This window comes from Streptomyces lasiicapitis, assembly GCF_014646335.1.
In the GTDB taxonomy this organism is placed as follows: Bacteria; Actinomycetota; Actinomycetes; order Streptomycetales; family Streptomycetaceae; genus Streptomyces; species Streptomyces lasiicapitis.
Genome location: NZ_BMNG01000002.1, coordinates 390997 through 412525, shown reverse-complemented (window position 1 = coordinate 412525; position 21529 = coordinate 390997). Strand labels below are relative to the sequence as shown.

The following is a 21529-nucleotide window of genomic DNA, read 5'->3' as shown; positions in this document are numbered from 1 at the left end:
GGCACACATTCAGCCCCTCCGGCGTTTGAGGAGCGGGGGTCTGGGGGCAGAGCCCCCAGTTTCGGGAAGGGGCGGGATTGGGGAGCTCCCGGCAGGCCCAGCCCCCACCCGCACCAACCCCCGTATCGCCCCCACAGACAACAACGCCCCACACACCACAAGCACCATCACACCCCCCATCAGCAACACCCGCTCCGCGCCGAACACGGCAGCCGCAGGCCCCGCCAACGCCTGCCCGACGGGCAGCATGGCCAACGACCCCGCCACGTCGTAGGCGTGAATGCGATTGAGAACGTCGGGCGGCACCTGCGTCTGCACACTGGTCGCCCACATCACCGCCCAGAACGACGTCCCCGCCCCCGCGACCACAGCCCCCACCACCATCAGCCCCACCCCGAGCTGAGCCCCCACAGACGCGGGAAACGCGGCGAAGCCGATGAGGGCGAACGCCCCGGCACGCAGCATCCGCCGGGGCCGAAGCCGCAACGCGATCACACCGCCGATGACGGTGCCCGCACCGAGCGCGGAGTTGACCAGGCCGTACGCCCCCGAGCCGTGCTGTTCGACGACCGTGACAGCGACCAGCGGCGTAGCCGGACCGGTGACCGTGATCATCAGCACGCACCAGATGGCGATGACACCCCACAGCCAGGTACGCGCACGGAACTCCCGCCAGCCGACGGCCAGATCCTTCTTGAAGCCGAGGCTCGCCGCGCGACTGCCGGGAGCGGCGGGCGGCAGCCGGAGCAACAGCAGGCACAGCGCGCTCAGCGCGTACGTACCGGCGTGCGCGGCGAAGACAGCGGCAGGCGAGGCGAGCCCGACGAGCACGCCCGCGACGGCCGGCCCCGCGAGCTGCGCGCCGGACTCGGCGACCCTGATCACGCCGTTGGCCTTCTGCACGTCGGTGGCGAGCCGGGGCACGGTACTGGCGACGCCCGGCTGGAAGATCGCGGCGGCGGCGCCGTTGACCGCGCCGATCACGCAGATCTCCCACAGCACGACGTGGCCGGTGAGGAAGAAGAAGGCGGCGAGGGACTGCGTGACGAGCCGTACGGCGTCGGCGCCGATCATCAGGAGCCGGGTGCTGAACCGGTCGGCGAAGACACCACCGAAGACGACGAGCGACGCGAAGCAGGCCGCGGTCGCGGCCATCGCGAGGCCGACGGCCCCCGCGCCGTACCCGTGCAGCAGCAGTCCGGCGGCGAGCGCGACGGGCAGCATGGTGTCGCCGAGCTTGGCGACGGCCCGCGCCACGAAGAAGAGCCCGAAGTCCCGCGACCAGAGGGAGTCTTCACCACGCCCCGAGCCCCCCGACACCACCCCTGACATACCCGACCCGCCCTCCGCTGAGCGCTGATGGCCGCTGACCCGACGGCACGACGCCGGATCATGCCACGCGATCCAGCCATACTCAGCCCGATTTACGCGCGGCCAGGACGCCGTCCAGGTCACCGCCCCGACCGCCTCCCGGCCCCCGCCGGATCACTCCTGCCGACGCTCCCCGCAACCCCCACTACTCCCCGGCCGGCACCCCCAACTCCGGGTGCGCGTCAAGGAGTCGGGTCGGCGCCGCCTGCCGCCACGAATCGGCGAGGATGTCGGACAGCTCCTCCTGGTCGACGGCCTTGAGCCGCACCCGTACCCAGGCGAAGCCCGCCTCGTGGTCCGCGATCCAGAACTTGTCCGGCTCGGCGAGCACCAGCTCGTCCCGCTCCAGCTTCGGGCAGCGCACGGCGATGGACGTCTCCTCCTCGGGGAGCGTGACGAACATCTTTCCCGCGACGCGGAAGGTCGGCATGGACCAGGCGAGCTTCTCCGTCGTGTCCGGCAGGGCGAGCGCGGTACGGCGTACATCATCGGCGTTGACCATGGCCAGAACCGTAACCAAGCCGACTGACAATCGCCCGCCGGGCCGAGCCGCGGGCACGCCCCGCCCGCCCTACGGAATCCGCGCGTCCAGCCAGCCCACCAAATCCCCCTGCACCTCGTCCCGGTTCGTCTCGTTCAAGATCTCGTGCCGCGCGCCCTCGTAACCCCTCCAGGTCAGGTCCCCCACCCCCGCGTACCGGAAGTCCTCCAGAAGTTCGTACACGAGCGTCATCCCCTGATTGCAGGGGTCCTCCGTGCCGACAGCGACGTGGACGGGCAGGTCGGCGGGGATCCGGGCCAGGTTCCGGGGATCGTTGATCTTGCGGACGGCGCGCACCCAGTCCAGCGAGAGCCCCGCCGAGAACGCGAACCCGCAGCGCTCGTCGGCGACGTACGCGTCCACCTCCGACTCGTCGCGCGACAGCCACTCGAAGCCCGTGCGGTGCGGATACGGGTCGTTGAAGGAGGCGAAGAGCTCCGCGAGGAAGGCGGAGCGGGCCGCGCGGCCGCCCTTGGTGATCTCGTCGCCGAGCCGCGCGAGCGCCCCGTCCGTCTCCGCTCCGGGCAGCGAGCGGAACGTACCGGACAGGATCAGGCCCGCCAGCGAGTCCGGGTACTCCTGGGCGTAGTCCCGGGCGAGCATCGAGCCGAGGCTGTGGCCGAGCAGGACCACCGGCACGTCGGGGTGGAGCGCGCGGACCTGGTCGCCGATGGCCTTGAGGTCGTCGACGATCGCCCGCCAGGCGTCGGCGCCGCTGTCGGGGTCTGAGGGGGCGGAGGGGGCGGAGGGGTCCGTCACGCCGTAGCCGCCCGTGGACTGCGCCGTGGCGCCGTGGCCGCGGTGGTCGGAGGCGACCGCCCCGTACCCGTGCGCGACCAGGTGGCGGGCGAACCGCTCGTAGCGCAGGCCGTGTTCGGCGGCGCCGTGCGCGATCTGCACGACGGCGCGGGGCCTGCTCCCGGCGGGCAGCCAGGTGTACGTGGCGATGGGCACGCCGTCCGGCGCGGTCAGCAGGCCCGCGGTGTACGTGACCGGCGCCCCGTCGGCGTGGTCGTGGTCCGGCATCGGAGCACTCCTCTGCTGTGCGGTGGGACTCGTCTCTCCCGGCACACCCTCCCCCGCGAGGCGACCGTCAACCCCCGTGCCGCCCGTGGCCCCGCCGACCCATTGACCCTCCCCGGAAGCAGAACCTACGCTGAACAACCTTGCGGAGTAAGCGCTTTCCACGGCGATCGGCCCACCGTTCCGCCCACTCCGCCGCACCACCGCGACTCACCGCACACCCGGCTACCGGCAGCCGTCCAAGCCCAGGGAGCGCCATGAGTTCCACGCGAAGTGCCCGCGTGTCCAGACCGTTCACCGTCCTCGTCGCCTTGTTCGCCCTCCTCGTGGGCCTCGGCCTGTCCTCGCCGCCGCGCGCCGAGGCGGCCCCGGCCTTCCGTGTCCTGGTCTTCTCCAAGGTCACGAACTATCCGCACGAGTCCATCCCCGCGGGCATCGAGGCCGTCAAGAAGCTGGGCGCCGAGAACGGCTTCGAGGTGGAGGCGACCGACGACGCGGCGGCCTTCACGGACGCCAACCTCGCCCGTTTCCAGGCGATCGTGTTCAACAACACCAACTCGACGCCGGAGAAGGGCGACCTGCTCGACGCCGCTCAGCGCGCGGCGCTGCAGAAGTACGTCCGCGGGGGCGGCGGCTGGGTGGGTCTGCACGCGGCGTCGGCGAGCGAGCGGGACTGGGGCTGGTACGAGGGGCTCGTCGGCGCGATCTTCGACAAGCACCCGGAGGTGCAGACGGGCCGGGTCAAGGTCCTGGACCAGGCGCATCCGTCCACGAAGGGCCTGCCGGAGCTGTGGGAGCGTACGGAGGAGTGGTACAACTGGCGCGCCAATCCGACCGGGAAGGTGCACACGCTCGCGCAGGTCAAGGTGCGTGACGGCGTCACCGGGCTCGACGAGGGCGTGGACCAGCCGTGGTCGTGGTGCCAGAACTACGACGGCGGCCGGTCCTGGTACACGGCGGGCGGGCACGCGGTGTCGGCCTTCCAGGAGCAGGGGTTCCTGAAGCATCTGCTCGGCGGCATCCAGTGGGCGGCGGGCGCGAAGGCGGGCGACTGCACGGCCACGAAGACGGGCGCGTTCCAGCGGACGCCGCTGGCCACCAGTGATCTCGCCGACCCGTTCGAGCTGGCCATCGCGCCGGACCGGCGGGTGTTCTTCATCCAGCGCACCGGCAAGCTGAAGGTGATCGACCAGGAGACCCTGAAGGTCACCACGGCGCTCGACTTCGCGTACACGCCGGAGATGACGAGCCAGTCCGACGGCCTGCTCGGACTCGCGCTCGACCCGGACTTCAAGGCCAATCACTGGCTGTATCTGCTGCATTCGGACAAGACCGAGAAGCGCATCAACCTGTCGCGGTTCACCGAGGCGGGCGGCAAGGTCGACCCGGCCTCCGAGAAGCGGCTCCTGACGATTCCGACGCTGCGCGGCGAGGGCCGTGCCAATTCGCACATGGCGGGCTCGGTCGCCTTCGACAAGAAGGGCGATCTGTACGTGGCGACGGGCGACAACACCGACCCGTTCGCGTCGGACGGCTTCACGCCCATCGACGAGCGCGAGGGCCGCCGCGCCTGGGACGCGCAGGGCACCGCGGGCAACACCAACGACCTGCGCGGCAAGGTCCTGCGGGTCACGCCGAAGGACGACGGTACGTACGCGATTCCCGAAGGCAACCTCTTCGCGCCCGGCACGGACAGGACGCGCCCCGAGGTGTACGCGATGGGCGTGCGCAACCCGTTCCGGATCACCACGGACCCACTCAGCGGCGCGCTGCTCGTCGCCGACTACGGCCCGGACGCGCGCCAGGCCGTGCCCGACCGGGGCCCGGAGGGAACGGTCGAGTTCAACCGGATCACCAAGGCCGGGAACTACGGCTGGCCGTACTGCACGGGCGCCAACACCCCCTTCAACGACTACGACTTCGCGGCGCAGAAGCCGGGCGCGAAGTTCGACTGCGGCAAGCTCGTCAACGACTCGCCGAACAACACGGGGCTGCGGGACCTGCCGCCCGCGAAGGCCGCCGACGTCTGGTACGCCTACTCCGCCTCCGAGAAGTTTCCCGAACTCGGCACCGGCGGGGGCGGCCCGATGAGCGGCCCGGTGTACGACTACGACGCCGACAACCCGTACAGGACCAAGTTCCCCGAGTACTTCGAGGGCAAGTGGTTCACGTACGAACTGACGCGGCAGTGGTTCAAGGTCTTCTCCACGCAGCAGAAGGACCAGGAGTTCACCGATCCGCGGTTCCCGCCCGCGAAGGCGGGCGAGCTGCAGTCGATCAACGGCGTCTTCGCCGACATGAAGTGGAACCAACCCTTCGACGCCGACTTCGGGCCCGACGGGGCGATGTACGTCATCGACTTCGGGCTCGGCAGCGGCACCGGACGTGGCGGGAGCAACGAGGGCGCGGGCATCTACCGCATCGACTACGTGGCGGACAAGCGGCTGCCGGACGCGCGCGTGAACGCCACGCCCGACAACGGCGGCGCGCCGCTCGACGTGTCGTTCTCCAGCGAGGGCTCGGGCCTTCCCGACGGCAAACCGGTGACGTACGCGTGGGACTTCGACGGGGACGGCACCACCGACTCGACCGAGGCGAACCCCCAGCACACGTACACGAAGAAGGGCCAGTTCACCGCGCGCCTGAAGGTCACCGGGCCGGGCGAGCTGACCGCGCTCGCCGTGCGGGAGGTCACCGTCGGCAACACCCGGCCGACCGTGACGCTGCAACAGCCGCCGGACGGCGGGATGTTCAGCTTCGGGGACACCATTCCGTTCACGGTGAAGGTCACCGACCCCGAGGACCGGAAGATCGACTGCTCCAAGGTCGTCGTGCAGTCCCAGCTCGGCCACGATTCGCATCTGCATCCGCTGGACAACTACACCGGCTGCAAGGGCGAGATCGTCACGGACGCGGGCGACAGTCACGGTCCCGGCCAGAACCTGTACTACGGCATCACCGCCCAGTACACGGACAAGGGGACCCCCGGCGTGCCCGCGCTCACCGGCTCCGACGCGCTGACGCTGCGGACGTCGCTGCGGGAGGCCGAGCACCGCACGGCCACCGGGGGTGCGCACGGCGGTGCGGAGACGGGCAGCCGGCCCGACGCGTCCGGCGGGAAGCGGCTCATCGAGATCGAGCACGGCGACTGGGTCTCCTTCGACCCGGTGCACCTGAAGGGCGTGGACTCGGTGACGGTCGGCGCGGCCTCCGGCGGGCTCGGCGGTGACGTCGAGTTCCGGGCGGGCTCGCCGACGGGCAGGCTCCTGGGCAAGGTGACAGTGCCGAACACCGGCAGCTACAGCAACTTCATCTCCCCCACCACGAAGCTCGCCCGCCACGACGGCACGACGAAGCTGTACGCCGTGTTCACCAATCCGCAGTGGGCCGAGGACAAGCCGGACCTGTTCACCGTGGACTGGCTGCACTTCAACGGTCCCGGCGTGGAGAAGAGCCCGCACGGCCGGGTGACGGTCACGGCCGCCCCTGACAGCGGGGCGCCGCCGCTCGCCGTCCGCCTCACCGGCAAGCCGCAGCTTCCCGCCGGACGCGAAGTCGCCTCGTACCACTGGGACTTCGGCGACAACTCCAAGCCCTCCGCTCCGGAAGGCCCGACCGCGGAACACTCCTACCCGCGCGCGGGCACGTACACGGCGCGGCTGACGGTGACGGACGACAAGGGCGACACGACGACGGGCTCGACCCGGATCACGGTGAAGTGAGGTGGACGAGGTGAACGACGCGGGCACGGTGAACCACAGCACCCGACGGGCCTTTCTCGGTACGTCCCTTGGTCTCGCGGCAGCGGTCGGCACGGGGCTGCCCGCGCGGGCGGCGGAGGAGCGACGGCCTCCGTGCCGACGCATCCCGCGCGGCGGAATCGGCATGCACCTGTACACGATGCGCACCGCCCTCGCGCAGGACTTCGCGGGCACCCTGGAGAAGCTCGCCGCCATGGGGTACGCGACCGTGGGCGTCAGCGGCCGGCACGGCCACACGGCCGACGGCATCCGGCGAATCCTTGACGGCGTCCGGCTCGAGGCGGTCCTGGAGCACGTCGCGTACGACATCCTGCGCGGCCCCGGCCTCGGCCGGGCCCTGGAGGACCTGCACACGCTCGGCGCCTCCTGGCCCGTCGTGCCCAGCCTGCCCGGCGCGCTGCACTCGCCCGCGGGGTTCCGGGAGGCGGCGCGGGAGTTCAACCGCATCGGGCGGGCCTCGCGCGACGCGGGGCTCGGCAGGCTGCTGTTCCACAACCACGGCTCGGACCACGCCGTGGTCGACGGCGAGAACCTGTACGACATCCTCGTCACGGAGACCGACCCGGACCTGGTGGCCTTCGAGCTGGACGTGTACTGGGCCGTCAAGGGCGCCGCGGATCCCGGGAGTTACTTCGTGCGCCACCCCGGGCGGTTCCCGGCCCTCCATGTGAAGGACATGGCCGCGGACGGGGGCTTCGCCGACGTGGGGTCGGGGACGCTGGACTTCGCGGCGATGTTCGACCACGCGCGGGAGGGCGGCGTACGGCAGTGGCTGGTCGAGCACGACAGCCCCACGGACCCGTTCGCGACGGCACGGAACAGCTATCGGTATCTGGCGGCGCTGCGGTACTGAAACACGGTGGGGGGCGGGGGGGAGCCCGCCCCCGCCCCTCCTCAGTCGTGCGCCCCCGCCGCCCCCAGCAGCTCCCGGATCCGTCCCGTCGCCTCGTGGAACTCGGTCGTGGCGAGGGTGGCCGCGTACTCGCGTTCCCTGGGGAGGTGGACGTCGATGAGTTCGGTGATCGTGCCGGGGCGTGGGCTCATGACGACGACGCGGTCGGCGAGGTAGACGGCCTCGGGGATGGAGTGGGTGACCAGGAGGACCGTTGTGTCGGTCTCGCGCCAGATGCGGTGGAGTTCGACGTTCATCTGCTCGCGGGTGAGGGCGTCGAGGGCGCCGAAGGGCTCATCCATGAGGAGGACGGGTGGTTCGTGCAGGAGGGCGCGGCACAGGGCGACGCGCTGTTGCATGCCGCCCGACAGTTCGTGGGGGTAGGCGTCCTCGAAGCCGTCGAGGCCGGTCATGCGGATCAGTTCGTCGGCGCGGGCGCGGGCCGCGGCGGCCGGGAGTCCGCGCATCTCCGCCTGGAGCAGGATGTTGCGGCGGGCCGAGCGCCAGTCGAGGAGGGCGGCGCGCTGGAAGACGTAGCCGATGTCGCGCCGCGGTCCGCGCACCGGCTCGCCGCCGAGCGCCACCTCGCCCGCCGACGGCGCGAGCAGCCCGGCGACGAGCTTGAGCAGCGTGGACTTGCCGCAGCCCGACGGCCCGACGATCGCCACGAACTCGCCGCGCGCCACGTCCAGCGAGACCTCGCTGAGGGCGGTCACGTCCTTCCTCTTGGTACGGAAGCGGACGGCGATGTCGGCCAGGCGGACGGCCGGGGTGGTGGCTGTGGCGGTGGTCCGGTCGGCCCGCGCGCCCGACTTGTTCGGAGCCGTACCCGACTTGTTCAGTGTCGTGTCGTTCACCGTCGTCATCCCTTGACCCCGTTGGTCGCGTCCCAGTAGTCGGCCACCGGCTTCGGACTCTTGACCATGCCCGCCTCCGCGAAGACGTCGATGGTCTGCTTCCAGTCGGCCTCGGTGTTGGCGCCGGGTGCCTTGCCGCGGGTGGCGTCCGTGTGCAGCAGGGTCAGGGTCGTCTTGAACTGCTCGGACAGCACGTTCTGCGGCGGGAGTTGCTCGGACGCGCCGTCCATGGCGGCGACCGCGGGCTTCGGGTTCTTCTCGGCGGCGGCCCAGGACTCGCTCACCGCGGACGCCATGCGCTTGGCCAGGTCGCCGCGCGCGAGGGTCTTGTTGCCCGCGATCAGACCGTTGGAGTAGAAGTTCAGGCCGTGCTCGGAGAAGCGCAGGTACGAGACGTCCTTCTTGGCCTTGTTCTGCATGATCGGGCCCTGGTCGCTCGCGTAGCCGAGGAGGGCGTCCGTCCGCCCTGAGATCACCGCGGCGATCTTGCCCGCCGGGTCGGTGTTCTGGACCTTGACGTCGGACAGCTCCATGCCGTTCTTCTGCAGGAAGATCGGGAAGGTCTTGGTGAGCGCGTCGCCCGCGGTGCCCGCGACGGTCTTGCCCTTGAGGTCGTCGGGCGCCGCGATGTCCTCGGCGCCGAAGAACTGCACGGAGGCGGGCGTCGTCTGGAGGTAGACGCCGAGGCTCTTGACCTTGACGCCCTGGTCGACGCCGGCGAGCACGGCCGGGGTGTCGGCCCAGCCGAAGTCGGTCTGGCCGGCGCCGGTGGCCTGCACGGTCTTCTGCGAGCCCTGTCCGGCGCGTATGTCCAGGTCGATGCCGTGTTTCTCGAAGATCTTCTGCTTCTCGCCGTAGTAGAACGGCGCGTGCTCGCCGTACGGATACCAGTTGAGGGTGAGCGTCACCTTGTCCAGCTTCTTGCCGGAGTCGCTGACGGTCGTCTTGTCGTCGTCGCCGCAGGCCGTCGCGGTGACGGAGACCAGGAGCAGCGGGAGGAGACCGGGGAGGAGTCGACTGCGAAGTGTGCGCGGCGCTTGCATGGGAGCGGCCCTTCTCGCGTGCGTGGGACAGTGCTTGCCTGCGTGGAACGGAAATGGCGCGCGGTGTCAGAGCGTGGTCGTGGCGCCGGTGTCGCGGCGGGACGCGTGCCACGGGAGCAGCAGCTTCTCGGCGATCTCCACGAGTACGAAGAGGACGACACCGATCAGCGACATCACGAGCAGCCCGGCGAACAGCATCGGGGTGTCGAGGTTGCCGTTGGCCTGGAGGATGACGTAGCCGAGGCCCTCGTTCGCGCCCACGAACTCGCCGACGACGGCGCCGGTGACGGCGAGTGTGACGGCGACCTTCAGGCCGGAGAACAGGTGCGGCAGCGAGGCCGGGAAGCGGATCTTCAGGAAGGTCTGCCAGGGCTTGGCGCCCATGGTGGCGGAGAGCTGGAGCATCTCCGGGTCCACGGCCTTGAGCCCGGTCACCATCGAGATCACCACCGGGAAGAAGGCGATGAGGACGGCGATGAGGACCTTCGGGCCGATGCCGAAGCCGAGCCAGACGACGAACAGCGGCGCGATGGCGATCTTCGGTACGACCTGGGCGAACAGCAGGATCGGGTACAGGGTCTTCTCGACGGTCGACGAGTAGACCATCACCACGGCGCTGAGGATGCCGACGCCGACCGCGATGACGAAGCCGAGCAGTGTTTCGTACGTGGTGACCCAGCCGTGGTCCCACAGGTAGCCGGGCTTGTCGACGATCACGTCGAGGGTGGCGCCGGGCGTGGGCAGCAGATACGACTCGACCCAGCCGGCGGCGGCGATCACCCACCAGGCGCCGAAGCACACGACAAGGAGGGCCAGCGGCCGCCAGGCCTTCTCGGCCGCGTCGACGGCCCGCCGGCGCGGGCTCGGCCGCGTGCGCTCGGCGACTCCCGCCGTCTTCCTCGGGGCAGTGGGGGACAGGACGCGCTGACTCACGGTGAACTCCCCGGAACGTCGGCGGACATCGTTCACGTCACGTCGCTCAGAAAGCGCTTTCTCGCAGTGCCGTCACGCTAATGACTCGCCGAGGGCAGGGTCAATACGTGGGAGGGGACCGCTCCGATTCGCAGGTCCGCTCCGGTCCACTCCGAGTCCCTGTGCCGAGACCCGGCCCGGTGCAAGTCCCCGCACCCCGCCCCGAACCCGCCCTATCCGGCTGCATCCCCCAGGGCACCCAGAACCGGTGAAATGAGCGGATGCGCCTCCGCGCCCGTCCGCACCGCGGCGAACACCCGCCGGGTGGGCGCGTTCCCGTCGACGGGCCGGACCACGGCACCGGCCACATCCATGCCCCGCAGCGCGGACCGCGGCACGAGGGCGACTCCGGCGCCCGCCGAGGCGAGCGCCACGACGGCGCGGAAGTCGTCGGAGGTGTGCTCCAGGACCGGCTGGAACCCGGCCTGCTCACAGGCGAGCACGACCACGTCGTGGCAGGGGTTGCCGGGGAAGGGCCCGATCCACGGGTCCTTGGCCAGCTCGGCGAGCGGCACGCGCTCGCTCCCTGCCGCCCGGTGCCCCGCGGGCAGCACCGCGTCGAACGGCTCGGCGTACAGCGACACGCGGGTGAGCCGGGAGTCGTCGGCCCCCGGCGCGCCCCGGTACTCGACGGCCACCGCCACGTCCACCTGCCGGTCGAGGACCATCGGCAGGCTCGCGTCGCCCTCCGCGTCCTGGACCCGTACGCGGATGCCCGGCGCGGTCTCGGCGAGGCGGGTCAGCGCGGGGGCGACGACGAGTCCGATGCCCGTCGCGAACGACGCGAGCGTCACCGTGCCCGCCTCGCCCGAGCTGTACGCGGCCAGCTCGGCCTCCGCGCGCTCCAACTGGGCGAGTACGGCGTTCGTATGGGCCAGCAGGATCTCGCCTGCCGCGGTCAGCCGTACGCCCTTCGCCGAGCGCTCCACGAGTCTGTGGCCCGTCTCCTGCTCCAGGGCTGTGAGCTGCTGGGAGACGGCGGACGGGGTGAGGTAGAGGGCTGCGGCCGCGGCGGTGACGGTGCGGTGGTCCGCCACCGCTCGGAGGATGTGCAGCCGCCGCGCTTCGATCATGCGGCCATTCTCCCACCCACCCGCCCTCACCCCGCTCCGCGGCCCCGGCCCCCACCGCCGCTCATGGGGCTCCGCCCCTCTCCCCCGTTTCGGCCCTCCGGGCCTCGTCCTCAAACGCCGGAGGGGCTGGTTTCAGCCCGTCCGGCGTTTGAGGACGAGGCCGTTCAGGCCGATACGGGGGTCCAGGGGGCGGAGCCCCCTGGTTACGGGAAGGGGTGGGGCTGGGGCGCCCCGCGAGGGCCTACGCCAGCTCCCCCCGCACAGCCACAAACGCGTCCACCGCCCGGTTCACATCCTCCGTGGAGTGCGCGGCCGACAGCTGCACACGAATGCGCGCCTGCCCCTGCGGCACCACGGGGTACGAGAAGCCGATCACGTACACACCCCGCTCGAGGAGCAGCTCGGCCATGCGGCCGGCCACCGCCGCGTCCCCGATCATGACGGGCGCGATCGCGTGGTCACCGGGAAGGACGTCGAAGCCCTCCTCGGTCATCCGGGACCGGAACAGCGCGGTGTTGGCGGCGAGCTGCTCCCGCAGCTCCCCGGCGGACTCAAGCAGGTCGATGACCTTGAGGGAGGCGGCCGCGATCACCGGGGCGAGGGTGTTGGAGAAGAGGTAGGGGCGCGAGCGCTGGCGCAGCAGGGCGACGATCTCGGCGCGGGCGGCGACGTAGCCGCCGGAGGCGCCGCCGAGGGCCTTGCCGAGCGTGCCGGTGATGATGTCGACGCGGTCCATGACGCCGTGCAGCTCGGGCGTACCGCGGCCGCCGGGGCCGACGAAGCCGACGGCGTGCGAGTCGTCGACCATGACCATGGCGTCGTAGCGCTCGGCGAGGTCGCAGATCTCGGCGAGCGGCGCGACGTACCCGTCCATGGAGAAGACGCCGTCGGTGACGACGAGCTTGCGCCGGGCGCCGCCCTCGGTGGCCTCCTTGAGCTGCTTCTCCAGGTCGGCCATGTCCCGGTTGGCGTACCGGAAGCGGCGGGCCTTGGAGAGGCGGATGCCGTCGATGATCGAGGCGTGGTTGAGGGCGTCGGAGATGACCGCGTCCTCAGCGCCGAGGAGGGTCTCGAAGACGCCGCCGTTGGCGTCGAAGCAGGAGGAGTAGAGGATCGTGTCCTCCTGGCCGAGGAAGGAGGACAGGCGCCCCTCCAGCTCCTTGTGCACCTCCTGCGTGCCGCAGATGAAGCGCACGGACGCCATGCCGTAGCCCCAGCGGTCGAGCGCCTCGTGCGCGGCGGCGATCACCTCGGGGTGGTCGGCGAGCCCGAGGTAGTTGTTCGCGCAGAAGTTCAGTACGTCGCCGGGGCGGCCCCCCGCGGTGACGCCCACCGTCGCGGACTGCGGGGTGCCGATGACGCGCTCGGGCTTGTGCAGCCCGGCGGCGCGGATCTCGTCGAGGGTGGCGGCGATGTCGTCGCGTACGGAGTCGAACATCAGGAATCCTTCGGAGTTCGGGGGTTCAGCGGGTGGGCGAAGCCGGGACTCGGGCAGTCCGGAGCTCGGGCGGCCTCACGCGGTCCAGTCGAGGATGACCTTGCCGCCGCGGCCGCTCGCCGCGTCGTCGAAGGCCTCCTGGAAGTCGCGGTACCCGTACCGGCCGGTGATCACGGGCGCGAGGTCGAGGCCGCCTTCGAGCAGCACCGACATGGCGTACCAGGTCTCGAACATCTCGCGGCCGTAGATGCCCTTGATGGTGATCATGGAGGTGACGATCCGCGCCCAGTCGACGGCGAACTCCTCCGCCGGCAGGCCCAGCATGGCGATCTTGCCGCCGTGGGTCATGTTGGCGACCATGTCGCGCATCGCACGCGGATTGCCGGACATCTCCAGGCCGACGTCGAAGCCCTCGCGCAGGCCGAGCTCGCGCTGGCCTTCGGCGATGGTGGACTCGGCGACGTTGAGGGCGAGGCTGACGCCGGCCTTGCGGGCGAGCTGCAGGCGCTCCTCGCTGACGTCGGTGATGACGACGTTGCGGGCGCCCGCGTGCTTGGCGACGGCGGCGGCCATCAGGCCGATCGGGCCCGCCCCTGTGATCAGTACGTCCTCGCCGACCAGCGGGAAGGACAGGGCCGTGTGCACGGCGTTGCCGAACGGGTCGAAGATCGCCGCGACGTCGAGGTCCACCGCCACCCGGTGCACCCACACGTTGGAGGCGGGCAGCGCGACGTACTCCGCGAACGCCCCGTCGCGCCCGACGCCGAGCCCGACCGTGGCGCGGCACAGGTGGCGCCGTCCCGCCTGACAGTTGCGGCACTTGCCGCACACCAGGTGGCCCTCGCCGCTGACGCGGTCCCCGGCCTTGATGTCCACGACGTCGCGGCCGGTCTCGACGACCTCGCCCACGAACTCGTGTCCGACGATCAGTGGCGCCGCGATGGTCTGCTGCGCCCAGCCGTCCCAGGCCCGGATGTGCAGGTCGGTCCCGCAGATCCCGGTGCGCAGCACCTTGATCAGGACGTCTCCGGCGCCGATCACCGGCTCGGGGACGTCCATCAGGCGGAGCCCGGGCTCCGCTTTCTCCTTGACCAGCGCCTTCACGCGAACGGCTCCTGTCGTACCTCTGGGGGTGCGCCGGCGACCCGTACCACTCGCGTACGTCGCGTCCCGGTGGCCCACACCGGTCGCACACCGACGCACAGCAATCTTCCGTACGTCGCGGCGCTGGTCCATCGAGGATTTCTTAAGCGCGGCCGCAGCTTTCCTTCAGACCGCAGGCGGCACCCGCCTGTGACCAGGGCGATCGGCCATCCCACCGGTCCCGTCGGGCCGGCGCACCTGCCCTCGATCGAAGTACGCGACCAGCTCCGGATCGAGCGGCGGCACCTCGCGCGGCGCGCCGCCGTCCCGCAGCGACTCGGTGGCCCGCACCCCGGCCGCGACGGCCATCCGCGCGGCCACCGGCGAGGTGTCGGTGACGCCCCCGTCGCGTACGAAGCGCAGGAACTCGTCGACGAGCAGCGGATCCGCGCCACCGTGACCACCCTCGTCCTGCGTGTCCGGCACCGCGTACTGGGCGTCGCCGTCCGCGCGGTGCGCCGAGCGGCGCGTGTTCCAGACCTTGACGACTCCCCCGGGGCCGTCGCCGAAGTTCTCCAGGCGGCCCGCGTCGCCGATGACGGTGTAGTTGCGCCAGTAGTCGGGCGTGAAGTGGCACTGCTGGTACGCCGCCAACACCCCGTTGTCGAGGCGCATGTTGACCAGGGACACGTCCTCGACGTCGATGACGGGGTTGAGGGCGCGCTGGGTGTGCGGCGGCCAGTGGCCGTCCTCGGTGTACCAGTCGTCGGCCTTGGGTTCACCGGGCGCGCGGCGGTGCGGGTTGGCGCCGTAGACCATGAGGTCGCCGAGCGCCTGCACCCGCCGGGTCCAGCCGCCCGCGAGCCAGTGCAGTACGTCGATGTCGTGGGCGGCCTTCTGCAGCAACAGGCCGGTGGTGTACCGGCGTTCGGCGTGCCAGTCCTTGAAGTACCAGTCGCCGCCGTAGCCGACGAAGTGGCGCACCCAGACCGTCTTGACCTCGCCGATCTCGCCGCGCGCGATGATGTCGCGCATCAGCCGGACCACGGGCATGTGGCGCATGTTGTGCCCGACGTACAGGCGGGTGCCGGTGTCGTACGCGGCGCGCAGGATCTCGTCGCACGTCTCCACGTCGATGGCGAGTGGCTTCTCCACGAACACCGGCCTGCCCGCGCGCAGCGCCTCGCGGGTGACCTCGGCGTGGGTGTGGTCGGGGGTGAGGACGACGACGGCGTCGACGTCCGGGTCCTCGACGACCTTGCGGTGGTCGGCCGATATGCGGGCGCCGGGGAAGGCCGCGGCGGCGTCCGCGCGGGCCATGGGGTCGGGGTCGGCGACCGCGGTGACACGGGAGCCCGCGCCGGGCCGGTGGGCGACGCGCGCGAGGGAGCCGCGCAGCCCGTAGCCGAGGACGCCGAGACGGAGGTCGGTCATGGGGGGGCCTTTCATTGGGCGGAGGTACGAGCGGGTCGGCACAGCGTAGTAATCGCTTACCATCCCGCCATGACCGCACCCCACATGGCGCTCCCGCCCGCCGACCGCGTCCGCTCGCCACTCACCGGTTGGACCCGCGCGCACTGGGAGGCGCTCGCCGACCGGCAGTTGGAGGCGCTCGTCCCGTACGCCACGCCGCGCTTCGCGCAGTACCGGCTGCCGGGGCGCGGGAGTTGGTCGGGGGTGGTGTCGGACGGCCTCGAAGGGTTCGCGCGGTCGTTCCTGCTTGCCGCGTTCCGGATCGCGGGAGCGGGCGGCGACGTGGACCCCGCGCTCATAGAACGCTACGCGGTGGGTCTGACGGCGGGCACGGAGCACGGACACGGCGGGAACGACGGCGAGGCCTGGCCCGAACTCACCGACTGTTCCCAGCAGATGGTGGAGGCGGCGTCCGTCGCGATCGCCCTGCACGAGACGCGGCCGTGGATCTGGGACCGGCTCGACGACCGCGTGCGGGCGCGGGTGGTCGACTGGTTCTCCGGCTTCGTCGGGGCCCGCACGTGGGACAACAACTGGCGCCTGTTCCAAGTGGTTTCGGAGCAGTTCCTCGCCTCCGTGGGCGCTCCGCACAGCCGGTCCGACATCGAGGCGGGCCTGGACCGCATCGAGGACTGGTACCGCGGCGACGGCTGGTACAGCGACGGCGACGGCCGCAACTTCGACTACTACAACGGCTGGGCCATGCACCTGTACCCGCTGCTTTGGGCGCGCATGGCGGGCCCGGACCGGGACGGCGGCCGCGCCGAGGTCTACCGCGAGCGCCTGGCCCAATTCCTCGCCGCCTACCCGCACTTCTTCGGCGCGGACGGCGCGCCCGTGCACCAGGGCCGCTCCCTCACGTACCGCTTCGCGGTGGCCGCGCCCGTGTGGATGGGCGCCCTCGCGGACTGCTCGCCGCTCGCGCCGGGCCTGACCCGGCGGCTCGCCTCGGGCACGGCCCGGCACTTCGTGGAGCGGGGCGTCCCGGACGAGCGCGGGCTGCTTCCGCTCGGCTGGTACGGCACGCATCTGCCGTCGACGCAGGCGTACTCGGGACCGGCGTCGCCGTACTGGGCCAGCAAGGGCTTCCTCGGCCTGCTGCTTCCCGCCGACCACCCGGTGTGGACGGACCGCGAACTCCCGCTCCCCGTCGAGGAGTCCGACCAGTACACGGCGCTCCCCCGCCCCGGCTGGCTGCTGCACGGCACCCGCCACGACGGCATCGTCCGCCTCGTCAACCACGGCAGCGACCACAACTCACTGGACGACACCGGGGGTTCGGCCACCGACGACCCGCACTACGCCAAGTTCGCCTACTCCTCGGCGACGGCCCCCGAGACCGCCCCGCGCGCCTGGGAGCGCGCCGTGGACGGCCACCTGGCGCTGCTCGCCCCGGACGGCACCGCCTCGCGCCGCCGCCGTATCCACCCGCTGACCTGCACGGACCACATGGCGTCGTCCCGCCACGACGCGTGCTTCCCCGGCACCGATGACACGTATCCGATCCTCACCACCAGCGCGTTGTACGGCCCCTGGGAGATTCGCGTGCACCGGGTCCGGGCACCGGCCGGCGCGACGGTCCGGGAGGGCGGGTACGCGGTCGCGGACCAGGCACCGCCGCACGTCGAGTGCGGTCCTGGCTGGGCCCTGGCCCGCACGGAGGCGGGGCTGACGAGCGCGGTGGTGGGGCTGCACGGCTGGGCCGAGGAAGAGGGCGTGGCGGGCGCGGCGCAGGTGGCCCGCGAGGTCGAGACGAACGCGTACGGTCCGCACTCGGCCACGCCGTACCTCCTGGCACGCGACCACCCGGGCGGCGGCAGCGTCCACGTCACCCTGGTCGTGCTCACGCGCGACGACGTACGGCCGTGGGCCCTGAAGGAGGCGATCGGCTGCGCCGTGCACGGCGACGCGGTGCGGATCACGTTCCCCGACGGCGAAACACTCACCCTATGAGCGACAGGCGCCGTCACAGCGGGACGGCCAGGTCCCCGTCGTCCTCGCGGCGCTGGACGCGTTCGGCCAGCTCGGCCGCCATCGACTTGATGGTGTCGAGCCCGGCGCGCCCCCACGGCCGGGGCCGGACGTCGGCGACGCACACCGTGCCGAGCACGAAGCCCGCGCGGTCGGCGAGCGGGGCGCCCAGGTAGGACCGGATCCCGATCTCGTCGACGACCGGGTTGCCCGCGAACCGCGGGTAGTCGCACACGTCCTCAAGGACCAGCGCCTTGCCGCGCACCACCACGTGCGGGCAGTAGCCGCGCTCGCGCGCCATGTGCCGGCCGACGGCGCCGGGCGGCGGCTCCACCCCGGCGTCCGCCGGTTCCGCGATCTCGGGCGCGTGCAGCCCGGCGAAGAACTGCCGTTCCCCGTCGATGAAGTTGACCATCGCGTACGGCGCGTCCATGACCCGCGCGAGCCGGTCCGCGAACGCGTCGAGGCCGGGCTCGGACCGCTCCCCGAGGCCCAGCTCCCGCAGCCGTCGCGCGCGTGCCGGGGCCTCCTTGTCGACCGGGGTCAGCAGCAGCCGGCCGGTCGCTTCGTACGTCATCGGCGTACTCCCGTCATCGGCGTGCTCCAGGGTTCATGTGGTGCGGGCTCCGTGGGTGGACGCGGCGGGCGCGTGGGCGAGCAGATGGCGTACGAGGGTGAGGAGGGTCTGGATGCCGGAGCTGGAGATGCGGGCGTCGCACCGCACGACCGGCACCTGCGGGTCCAGGTCGATGGCTGCGCGCACCTCGTCGGGCTCGTAGCGGTAGGCGCCGTCGAACTCGTTGATGGCGACGATGAATCCCATGCCTCGCTGCTCGAAGAAGTCGACGGCGGCGAAGCAGTCCTCCAGGCGCCGGGTGTCGGCGAGGATCACCGCGCCAAGCGCCCCCTCGGACAGTTCGTCCCACATGAACCAGAACCGCTCCTGCCCGGGTGTACCGAAGAGGTAGAGCACGTGTTCCGGGTCGAGGGTGATGCGGCCGAAGTCCATGGCGACGGTCGTCGTGGTCTTGTTCTCCACGCCGGACAGGTCGTCGGTGGCCTCGCTGACTGTCGTGAGCAACTCCTCCGTGCTCAGCGGGGCGATCTCGCTGACCGCGCCCACGAAGGTCGTCTTGCCGACCCCGAACCCGCCCGCGACGAGGATTTTCAGCGCGGTGGGGAAGGGGTCAGAGCTGTCGTCGTAGTCCATCGAGCACTGCCTCCAACAGGGACCGGTCAGTTGGGTTGTGGTAGAAGTCCGGGGCTCTCGTGGTGATCGCCCCGCAGTCGACGAGGTCGGACAGGATCACCTTGGTGACCACCGCGGGCAGCTTGAGCTGGGCGGCGATCTCGGCGACGGACGTGGGGGTCTCGCACATGCCGAGGGCGAGCTCGTGCTCGGGGCCCAGATAGCCGGCCGGGACGGTTCCGGTCGCCCGCACCTGGGACAGCAGGTCGAGCTGTGCCGTCGGTCTGGTGCGCCCGTCGCTGACCGTGTAGGGGCGGATGAGCCGCCCCGCGGCGTCGTCGAGCCATGGCCCGTCGTGCGGGGCCCCCACGCTCAGTGCCTCATCGACGCGGGCTCGACGGCGGGCTGACGGGGCGCTGTGACCAGGTAGGGACGCACGCTCTTCACGAGCATCGCCATCTCGTACCCGAGCACCGCGGCGTCCGCGTCGCGCCCGGCGAGCACGGCCAGACAGGTGCCCGAGCCCGCCGTGGACACGAAGAGCAGCTTGGAGTCGAGCTCCACGACCACCTGGCGCACGTCCCCGCCGTCGCCGAAGCGGACGCCCGCGCTCCGCCCCAGCGAATAGAGCCCCGACGCCAGCGCCGCCATGTGGTCGGCGCTGTCGGGGTCGAGGCCATGGACCGACTTCACGAGTCCGTCGCACGAGAGCAGGACGGCGCTGTGGGTGTGCGGCACGCGCTGCACGAGGCCGCTCATCAGCCAGTCGAGATCGGATACCTGGCCGGTCGGCGCATCGCTCGCCATGGTGGATCGACTCCTTGAAGTACGGGGTTCGTGTCCGAAGTGCTCGGGGTCCGCCGGGGCGGACGGGGTCAGCCGCCCTGATCGGCACGGCCCGCGCCGTCGCCGGGTCCGTGGCTCGCGCCGGCTTCGTGGTCGTGCGGGGCGTCCCGGGCCTCGGCGGCCTGGGCGAGCCCGATGCCGCGCTGGAAGGCGGCCATCAGGCCCGGGTCGTGGCCGACGTGCTCGTCGTCCGCGCGGGGGGCGCGGGCGTCGCGCAACTGGGGCGCGAGGTGTTCCTGGGCGCGCCGCCGGGGCAGCTGCGGTCTGCCGACGCGGCCGCGTACGGCGCCGTTGCGGGGCACCGGCGGGGTCGCGGTGTGTTCGGCGGTGCTCTGCCGGTCCTCGGGGCGGATGCCGGGCAGGGCTTCGGCGGGGGTGGGGCGGTCGCCGCGGGGGCCGCGGACGGGGAGGCGGACGGTGGGGTCGGCGGGGTCGGTCGAGGCCTCGGGGGCCTGGACGCCGTTGCGGGGGGCGTGCGGCTGCGGCGGGTAGGGGGCGGTGGCGGCCTGGGCGCCGGTGGCGGGGTACGAGGCCGACGTACCGGCGCGTGGCTGCGAGCCAGGCGTACCGACTGCGGGATACGAAGCCGACGTACCGGCGCCGGACGGCGAGCCCGACGCACCGCCCCCGGGCAGCGACGCCCCGGCCCCGCCCTGTGGACCCACCCCACGGCGCGAGGCGGTCGCCGCGCCCGACGTGGCACGCCGCGGCCCCGGCACCATCCCGCTCGCGCCGCCGCCCCCGCCCTTGCCGCCGCCGCGGGCCCCGGACATCGCGTCGTCCTGCTCCGCGCCGAGGAGCCCCTGCGGCACGATCAGGACGGCCTGCACACCGCCGTAGATGTTGGTCTGCAGGCGGACCGCGATGCCGTGCCTGCGGGCGAGCGCGGAGACGACGAAGAGTCCGATGCGCCCGTCCTGGAGCAGGCTGGCGACGTTCACCTGGTCGGGGTCGGCGAGGAGTTGGTTCATGCGGCTCTGCTCGGGGAGCGGCATGCCGAGGCCGCGGTCCTCGACCTCGATGGCGAGCCCGGCGGTCACCAGGTTGGCGCGCAGCAGGACTTGGGTGTGCGGGGCGGAGAACACCGTGGCGTTCTCGACGAGTTCGGCGAGCAGGTGGATGACGTCGGCGACGGCGTGCCCGCGCAGGGTGCCGTCGATCGGCGGCACCAGCTTGACCCGCGAGTACTGCTCGACCTCCGCGATCGAGGAGCGCAGCACCTCCGTCATGGTGACCGGCCTGCTCCACTGGCGCCGGGACATGGCGCCGCCGAGCACGGCGAGGTTCTCCGCGTGCCGCCGGATGCGGGTGGCGAGATGGTCGATGTGGAAGAGGCCCTTGAGGAGTTCGGGGTCCTCGACGGTGTTCTCCAGGTCGTCGAGGAGCGAGATCTCGCGGTGTACGAGGGACTGGAGCCGCCGGGCCAGATTGACGAAGACCTCGACCTTCTGCTCGCTGCCCGCCTGGCTGGAGAGCTGCGAAGCCTGCACGACGGCGGTGACGGCGCCGTCGTGCGCCCGGGACAGCTCCTCGGCGAGCAGCCCGAACTCGTCGCCCGCGGCGGGGGGCCGCACGGCCTGCCGGCCGGGCGCGGCCGGTACGTCGCCACGGCGCAGTTGTTCGACGAGTTCGCGCAGGTCGGCCTGGCCGCGCGCGGTGGCGCGGCGCAGCGCGCCGACCCGTTCGCGCAGGGACCGCGCGGCCCGGTCGGCGGCGACCGCGGCAATCACCACGCAGACCAGGCCCAGGGCCGCGGCGGCGGCGAGGACGGCGAGCAGGGGCAGCCGGGGCCGGGCCCCGGCCTCCCTGATCAGGAAGAGGACGGCCGCGCTGCCGCACAGGCCGACCGCGACGGCGGGCAGCACGGCGATGCGCAGGAGTTGGGGGCGTATGCGCGCCTCGGGCAGCGGCGGGGCCGCGCGGCTCCCGGACCTGCCGTGCCGACCGCCCTCACGGCGGTCTGCGCGTGCTGCCGGTGCGCGAAGGTGAGACATCA

The 21529-nt window shown here is 72.0% G+C and carries 18 protein-coding genes; 3 read left to right on the top strand and 15 right to left on the bottom strand.

What is annotated here, in order from left to right; translation table 11 throughout:
- Positions 1-9: 9 nt before the first annotated feature.
- The 3 genes from IEY91_RS05190 to IEY91_RS05180 form a co-directional block, all read right to left on the bottom strand.
- The gene (locus IEY91_RS05190; protein WP_189173028.1) at positions 10-1332 is read right to left on the bottom strand and encodes an MFS transporter; all 1323 of its coding nucleotides are present in this window, start codon (positions 1330-1332) and stop codon (positions 10-12) included.
- Positions 1333-1516: 184 nt separating this feature from the next.
- Complete coding sequence (locus IEY91_RS05185; protein ID WP_189173027.1) at positions 1517-1873, bottom strand: MmcQ/YjbR family DNA-binding protein; 357 nt, start codon at positions 1871-1873, stop codon at positions 1517-1519.
- Between the two features lie 69 nt (positions 1874-1942).
- A complete protein-coding gene (locus tag IEY91_RS05180; protein ID WP_189173026.1) occupies positions 1943-2938 on the bottom strand; it encodes an alpha/beta fold hydrolase in 996 nt (331 codons plus the stop codon).
- A gap of 254 nt (positions 2939-3192) precedes the next feature.
- On the opposite strand from IEY91_RS05180, the gene IEY91_RS05175 reads away from it, so the two are divergent.
- Entirely contained in the window at positions 3193-6657 is a 3465-nt protein-coding gene (locus tag IEY91_RS05175; RefSeq protein ID WP_189173025.1) for a ThuA domain-containing protein, read from the top strand.
- A 10-nt stretch (positions 6658-6667) separates the two neighbouring features.
- Positions 6668-7549 carry a sugar phosphate isomerase/epimerase family protein gene (locus IEY91_RS05170; protein WP_189173140.1) on the top strand — a complete coding sequence of 294 codons (882 nt, stop codon included), beginning with the start codon at positions 6668-6670 and terminating at the stop codon, positions 7547-7549.
- A gap of 41 nt (positions 7550-7590) precedes the next feature.
- Here IEY91_RS05170 and IEY91_RS05165 read toward each other — a convergent pair whose 3' ends face one another.
- From IEY91_RS05165 to IEY91_RS05135, 7 genes are all read right to left on the bottom strand, one after another.
- A complete protein-coding gene (locus tag IEY91_RS05165; protein WP_189173024.1) occupies positions 7591-8454 on the bottom strand; it encodes an ABC transporter ATP-binding protein in 864 nt (287 codons plus the stop codon).
- Positions 8451-9488, bottom strand: a complete 1038-nt coding sequence (locus IEY91_RS05160) for an ABC transporter substrate-binding protein (protein ID WP_189173023.1) — start codon at positions 9486-9488, stop codon at positions 8451-8453. The genes IEY91_RS05165 and IEY91_RS05160 overlap by 4 nt, the downstream gene beginning before the upstream one ends.
- 66 nt (positions 9489-9554) lie before the next feature.
- Positions 9555-10421 (bottom strand): ABC transporter permease, encoded by an 867-nt coding sequence (locus IEY91_RS05155; RefSeq protein ID WP_229696712.1) that lies wholly within the window; start codon positions 10419-10421, stop codon positions 9555-9557.
- 212 nt (positions 10422-10633) lie between these two features.
- A complete protein-coding gene (locus tag IEY91_RS05150) occupies positions 10634-11533 on the bottom strand; it encodes a LysR family transcriptional regulator (RefSeq protein ID WP_189173022.1) in 900 nt (299 codons plus the stop codon).
- Between the two features lie 241 nt (positions 11534-11774).
- A complete protein-coding gene (locus IEY91_RS05145; protein ID WP_189173021.1) occupies positions 11775-12971 on the bottom strand; it encodes a glycine C-acetyltransferase in 1197 nt (398 codons plus the stop codon).
- Positions 12972-13046: 75 nt separating this feature from the next.
- Positions 13047-14075, bottom strand: coding sequence for an L-threonine 3-dehydrogenase (gene tdh / locus IEY91_RS05140; protein WP_164318275.1), 1029 nt, complete (start codon positions 14073-14075; stop codon positions 13047-13049).
- A 165-nt stretch (positions 14076-14240) separates the two neighbouring features.
- Positions 14241-15488: a Gfo/Idh/MocA family protein gene (locus tag IEY91_RS05135; protein WP_229696711.1), complete on the bottom strand. Its 1248-nt coding sequence runs from the start codon at positions 15486-15488 to the stop codon at positions 14241-14243.
- Positions 15489-15557: 69 nt separating this feature from the next.
- Between IEY91_RS05135 and IEY91_RS05130 the strand changes: the two genes are divergently transcribed.
- The gene (locus IEY91_RS05130; protein WP_189173020.1) at positions 15558-17480 is read left to right on the top strand and encodes a DUF2264 domain-containing protein; all 1923 of its coding nucleotides are present in this window, start codon (positions 15558-15560) and stop codon (positions 17478-17480) included.
- Positions 17481-17493: 13 nt separating this feature from the next.
- On the opposite strand, the gene IEY91_RS05125 is transcribed toward IEY91_RS05130, so the two are convergent.
- The 5 genes from IEY91_RS05125 to IEY91_RS05105 all read right to left on the bottom strand — a co-directional run bounded on the left by IEY91_RS05125 (position 17494) and on the right by IEY91_RS05105 (position 21527).
- The gene (locus IEY91_RS05125) at positions 17494-18075 is read right to left on the bottom strand and encodes a GAF domain-containing protein (protein ID WP_189173019.1); all 582 of its coding nucleotides are present in this window, start codon (positions 18073-18075) and stop codon (positions 17494-17496) included.
- Between the two features lie 33 nt (positions 18076-18108).
- Complete coding sequence (locus tag IEY91_RS05120) at positions 18109-18708, bottom strand: GTP-binding protein (protein ID WP_189173018.1); 600 nt, start codon at positions 18706-18708, stop codon at positions 18109-18111.
- The gene (locus tag IEY91_RS05115) at positions 18686-19057 is read right to left on the bottom strand and encodes a DUF742 domain-containing protein (RefSeq protein WP_164318285.1); all 372 of its coding nucleotides are present in this window, start codon (positions 19055-19057) and stop codon (positions 18686-18688) included. The genes IEY91_RS05120 and IEY91_RS05115 overlap by 23 nt, the downstream gene beginning before the upstream one ends.
- Positions 19058-19059: 2 nt before the next feature.
- A complete protein-coding gene (locus IEY91_RS05110; RefSeq protein WP_189173017.1) occupies positions 19060-19494 on the bottom strand; it encodes a roadblock/LC7 domain-containing protein in 435 nt (144 codons plus the stop codon).
- A 68-nt stretch (positions 19495-19562) separates the two neighbouring features.
- Positions 19563-21527: a sensor histidine kinase gene (locus IEY91_RS05105; protein WP_229696710.1), complete on the bottom strand. Its 1965-nt coding sequence runs from the start codon at positions 21525-21527 to the stop codon at positions 19563-19565.
- Positions 21528-21529: the final 2 nt, after the last annotated feature.